Source organism: Psychrobacillus sp., assembly GCF_056205495.1.
In genome coordinates this window covers 1-5,138 of record NZ_JBAEAP010000209.1, presented here as the reverse complement: position 1 = coordinate 5,138, position 5,138 = coordinate 1, and the positions used below count along the sequence as shown (strand labels likewise).

Below are 5,138 nucleotides of genomic sequence, written 5' to 3'. Positions count from 1 at the left end.
CTTCCACTAAAAAGTGCATTAGCTTACCTTCATAAATTAGTTCGATGTCAGGATATTCAGCAAATTGATGCGGCTGAACAGAAGATGGTTTAGCTATATCTATAGTTGACTCGTTCAATATAGTAGCAACAAACTGCGAACAAAAGAAGGCATTCTCCCTTTGAATATTTAACTGAAGAGCAATTCCAAACAAACCAAGCAAGTTATACTTATACTTCTTTTGCTCTGCTTTAAAAGTAAGCACCTTGTCACGCATCCGATCATATTCGTCCAAAGATACTTTGTATTTTAAAATGGAACAATTAGCATGATACAGTAATCCACCACGAGCATCTTCCTGCACAAATCCTCCGTTAATAGGATTGTATCGTTGCTTTCTTCCAAAGCTATATACTTCATTCAATTCCTCATCAAAAGCAATCGATGCATGATTTTTACTTTTCCCTGTATACATTCCTATCAACCTAGAAAACCAGGTGCCTGTGTCACTTAATACAATATAAACCGCCTTTTCCATCTTCCCACCCCACGAACAATACTTCTTTATTTCTTTATCATCTCTTAAAGAGAAAACTCTATGAAGAGACTGCAGATGGAAAGCCACTAAGACCTAAGACGTATTCTTTTAAATAATCATCGTTGATTATTCTTATTTCATTTCATATCACCTATGGGCACTGCAGATAGTTTCACCCTTTAAGAAAATTTGTTCGTATCTATTAGGAAATATTTTATTTATGAAACTAACTTAATTATTTTGAAAAAATGGACACTTTCAATGAATATGTTGTGTGAGTAGTCGATTGTCCCTTTATTAATGATTGAAGATAATACTTTTAACTGATAAAATTCTTTCGTTACATAGTTCTACAGAAATAGCATCTTAAGAAAATTTCAACTTATAAAGGAGGATAATAATGTCTAATTATAATAGAGAAGAACTAGTGTTATTGAATCAAATATTGCTTGCTCTCTTTCTAGTAGCGGATTTTGCACTTTTTCTTCATTTCTCTCACAGTTCTTTCCCTTGGTTTGCATTACTTGGTGCAGGCATTGGTTTAGCTATTATTGTTCTTTGCTGGGCAGAAAAAGTACAGATTTATTTCATTGCCAGTTTGCTAGTTTTTACAGGCTTCTTTTTACTAATATACAATTGGCATTCTTTATTCCATTAAGCAAATCATAATAGGGGGTTTACCAAAATGTCAGAACAAGAAAATAAACAAACTTTTTTAGATAAACGTTCTTCGAGACGTAAATTTATTAAAAACTCCGGGCTTACTGTCGGAGGTATCGTACTAGGTGGAGCGCTTGGAAGCCTAGTAGCCGGAAAGTCAGAAAATACTCAAACTGCTGTAGACGCTACTCACAAGGCCGTAGACTATAGTGAGACTCGTCAGTTTTTTGTTCGTCAAAAGGACTTTGATGCATTAGCTGCTGCCACTGAGCTAATCTATCCAGAGGATGAGCATGGTCCAGGAGCTATTGCTTTAGGAGTACCATATTTTATCGACAAGGCATTAGCTAGCCCATGGGGAACTAATGCGGATGATTACCGCAAGGGACCATTTAAGGCTGGTGAGATTCCTTTGGACAACAGTGAAATTTTACTTCAAGGTGTCCGTAAGCTAAACGAGGTTTCTGAGAAACAGCACGATGGAACTTTATTTAAAGATTTATCAGAGGAACAACAAATTGCGATTTTAACTGCATTCCAAATGGGTGAGGTAGAAATGCAATTCATGAACTCTGCAGTATTCTTCACTAATTTAAGAACTCTAACACTTCAAGGGTGCTTTGCTGACCCACTATATGGTGGAAACAAAGACATGGCTGGCTGGAAGATGAAAGAATTCCCTGGAGCTCAAATGTCTTACACTGCTTATTTAGTTGAAGTAGAATTCGTTTCAATACCACCTGTTAGTCTAGGTGGACATAAACATTAAGCAATAGAAAAAATGGAGGTTACTAAGTTAGGGATACAAAATTACCAAAAGTAGATGTTGTAACAACTGGTATGGGTTGGACTGGCGGAATAGTTGCTGCTGAACTGACTAAAGCTGGTTATCAAGTAGTTGGTCTTGAACGTGGAGTTGAAAGATCTATTGAAGATTATCTTCATGGACACGATGAACTAAAATATAATGTACGTAAAGAACTAATGCAAAAACTAAATAAAGATACAATTACTTTTAGAAACACATTAAATGATGAGGCAACTCCAGTCCGTAGTGAAAATGCGCTAGTTGTAGGTACAGGCACTGGTGGCGGTGGTGCTCACTGGGGCGGTCAAACGTATCGTTACTTCCCATATGACTTTGAAATTCGCAGTAAGACAATTGAAAAGTACGGCGAAGGTAAAATCGGGAAAGATGTAACTATCCAAGATTGGGGTCTTACTTACGATGAAATAGAGCCATACTACTCTAAGTTTGAACAAATGGCTGGTATTTCTGGGGAAGTGGATCCTATGGCAGGTCCACGATCTATTGACTACCCTACTCCACCTTTAAAGAAACTCAAACAAATGAAAATGTTCCATGAAGCAGCAGAAAAGCTTGGTTGCCATCCGTTTGTAGTTCCTACTGCAAATGTATCCGAGACATATGTAAATCCAGATGGAGAACAACTAAACGCTTGTCAATATTGCGCATTCTGTGGTAACTATGGTTGTGAATACGGGGCTAAAGCAGATCCGATTGTAACGGTTATCCCAACCGCTAAGAAGACAGGTAACTTTGAATTACGCACTCATTCTTTAGTTACTCGTGTACTATATGAAAATGGAAAAGCAACAGGCGTGTTGTACAAAGATATTAGAACTGGTGAAGTATTTGAGCAACCAGCTGATATCGTTGCTTTAACAAGCTATACATTTAATAATGTTCGTCTACTTCTTTTATCTGGAATAGGACAACCTTATAATCCTAAAACAGGTACTGGAGTAATCGGAAAAAACTATACAGATCATCATACAATTACCGGAGCAATTGGTTACTTTGAAGAAGAGAAATTCAATAGTTTCATTGGAACAGGTTCATTAGGTTCAGCATTTAATGATTTCAATGCCGATAACTTTGACCATAGTGATGTCGATTTTATCCATGGTGGTCAAGTAGAGATGCACTTATTTGGAAACGAACCAATTGCGAACAATCCAGCTCCTTTTGGAACACCAACTTGGGGTAAAGAATTCAAGAAAAACTCATTACATTACTACCATAGAAATGTATCGGTTGTTTCACAAAGAGCTATTTTACCACATAAGGAACATTATTTAGACTTAGATCCTGTATATAAAGATGATAATGGAGATCCATTGATCCGTGTTACATTCGACTATACAGCAGAAGACCACAAGCGTAACGAATTCCTTGTAGAAAAATGTGCTGAGGTAGTAAAAGAAATGGGTGCTGATATAATAGACGTTATCCCAATGGCAGAACATTTCGGTGGCAGATTCACATTCCAGCATGATGCTGGTGGAGCAATTATGGGTGAGAATCCAGAAACGTCTGCAGTAAATAATTATCTTCAAATGTGGGATGCAGAAAATCTATTTGTATGTGGAGCATCTGCTTTCCCTCACTTTGGACCTACTAATCCAACACCAACTGCTGCTGCCCTTACGTATAGAGCAACAGAAGGTATGATAAAGTATCTGAAAAACGGTGGCGGACAATTAGTTTCTGCGAAAAAAGAAAAAGAATTAGTGTAATCTCTATATAGATTAGTCAACGAATCTAAGCTAGGGAAGACCATTTTTCTGTAATGATATGTTATAGTAAACGTGCACCGTCATTCAAATTACAGACAAGGAGGAAACAATATGCCAAATATAGGTATCCCGGGTCTAATACTAGTTTTAATTATTGCTCTAGTAATCTTTGGTCCTTCCAAACTACCTCAACTAGGTAAAGCGGTTGGTCAAACCTTAAAAGAATTTAAAACTTCTACGAGAGATATTATCAATGATGAAGAAAAAGATGATAAAAAACTTGTGGACTCTGAAAAAGAAAAGCAAATATAATATATATTTCCAAGAAAGTGGGCTAGTAGCAGTAAATACTGGTCCACTCTTTTTGTAAGATTTATTAAGTATGAAGTTAAAATCCAATAAAAAAAGGCACTTTCTGTTCAAGGAGAACAGAAGTGCTTTTTCTTATAAATTGCCTATGGGAAGTTTTGTTTTCCTAGCATCTAAATTTCTATTAGAAGGTTTCTCTAGTTTAAAGGCACTTTCTGAAGTTTTAAAGATTTGTAAAAGTGTATCTGCAATTTCTTCTGGCGTTTCTATACAGCCCTCTTGTAGCCATTCTATAATCACTCCATATGACCCATACATTTTATAAGTATTGAAGTGTTTAATCCCAATGACCTCATTAGACTCATCTAGATAGGTTATTCCGTAGAATATTTCCTTGAATTTATTTAAAAAGCACTCTTGAAATCCAGGGATTGAATCTTTTACATATAAAAGACCATAAACGCTTCTATGATCATATAAATGTTTGAAGAAAGCATTTGATGTAGAAATAATTTTGTGATAATCTACAACAGCAGTTCCTAAGAACGGGCTGTGAAAAGCATATTCTAAATCCTTTAAAGTTTCTAGCACTAGCTCCTCCGCAAGATCCTCTTTATCCTTATAATATATATAAAACGTACTTCGATTGTAGTCTGCTCTTTCTACTACATCCGTAATGGTAACGTTTTTATAGCCTTTTTCTTTCACTAATTCTATAAAATGAGACTTGAATATTTTCTTTGTCCTTCTCACTCTTCTATCAACCGAACTATTTTCAGCGCTCACATACATTCTCCTTTGTTAAAATTACCCCTTATTACGGACATTTAATATATCTCTGATTCACGAGGAATATTATATCCTATTAAGCGTCATTAAGGTAGGAATATTTTCTAAATATTTCTCGAAACCGTTAGTCCTTATAGACTATCGAAGTTCAGAAACTTCTTCTTTTTTTATTCGTCCCCTTTTATATGTGTTTGTTTAAACCAAAAAAGACCATCAGTTAGGAGGTAATCCATGACGTGAAGAACTTTATATATTTTGGTTATCTGCAAGCCATTTCATGCCTATTTCCTGTAATTATTTTTGGAGCTCTAGCGCTCTCCAA

Annotated in this window: 6 protein-coding genes; 4 read left to right on the top strand and 2 right to left on the bottom strand. The window is 35.9% G+C overall.

The features are described 5' to 3' along the window. On the bottom strand, window positions 1-517 hold a 517-nt coding region (locus AC06OU_RS06130; RefSeq protein ID WP_475854655.1), incomplete at its 3' end, for a hypothetical protein. A gap of 400 nt (window positions 518-917) precedes the next feature. On the opposite strand from AC06OU_RS06130, the gene AC06OU_RS06125 reads away from it, so the two are divergent. The 4 genes from AC06OU_RS06125 (at window position 918) to AC06OU_RS06110 (ending at window position 4,030) form a co-directional block, all read left to right on the top strand. Further along, a complete protein-coding gene (locus tag AC06OU_RS06125) occupies window positions 918-1,175 on the top strand; it encodes a hypothetical protein (RefSeq protein ID WP_169360507.1) in 258 nt (85 codons plus the stop codon). Window positions 1,176-1,202: 27 nt separating this feature from the next. Then, complete coding sequence (locus tag AC06OU_RS06120; protein WP_475854653.1) at window positions 1,203-1,946, top strand: gluconate 2-dehydrogenase subunit 3 family protein; 744 nt, start codon at window positions 1,203-1,205, stop codon at window positions 1,944-1,946. A 71-nt stretch (window positions 1,947-2,017) separates the two neighbouring features. Next, on the top strand, window positions 2,018-3,718 hold the full coding sequence (locus AC06OU_RS06115) for a GMC family oxidoreductase (protein ID WP_475854651.1): 1,701 nt from the start codon (window positions 2,018-2,020) through the stop codon (window positions 3,716-3,718). Between the two features lie 111 nt (window positions 3,719-3,829). After that, window positions 3,830-4,030, top strand: coding sequence for a twin-arginine translocase TatA/TatE family subunit (locus AC06OU_RS06110; protein ID WP_169360510.1), 201 nt, complete (start codon window positions 3,830-3,832; stop codon window positions 4,028-4,030). A 132-nt stretch (window positions 4,031-4,162) separates the two neighbouring features. On the opposite strand, the gene AC06OU_RS06105 is transcribed toward AC06OU_RS06110, so the two are convergent. Beyond that, the gene (locus tag AC06OU_RS06105; RefSeq protein WP_475854650.1) at window positions 4,163-4,813 is read right to left on the bottom strand and encodes a TetR/AcrR family transcriptional regulator; all 651 of its coding nucleotides are present in this window, start codon (window positions 4,811-4,813) and stop codon (window positions 4,163-4,165) included. Between the last annotated feature and the right edge of the window lie 325 nt (window positions 4,814-5,138).

Bases quoted from the DNA above. Each gene is read 5' to 3' on its own strand.
- AC06OU_RS06110 (WP_169360510.1), top strand. From the start codon at position 3,830: ATGCCAAATATAGGTATCCCGGGTCTAATACTAGTTTTAATTATTGCT.
- AC06OU_RS06125 (WP_169360507.1), top strand. From the start codon at position 918: ATGTCTAATTATAATAGAGAAGAACTAGTGTTATTGAATCAAATATTG.
- AC06OU_RS06120 (WP_475854653.1), top strand. From the start codon at position 1,203: ATGTCAGAACAAGAAAATAAACAAACTTTTTTAGATAAACGTTCTTCG.
- AC06OU_RS06115 (WP_475854651.1), top strand. From the start codon at position 2,018: ATGGGTTGGACTGGCGGAATAGTTGCTGCTGAACTGACTAAAGCTGGT.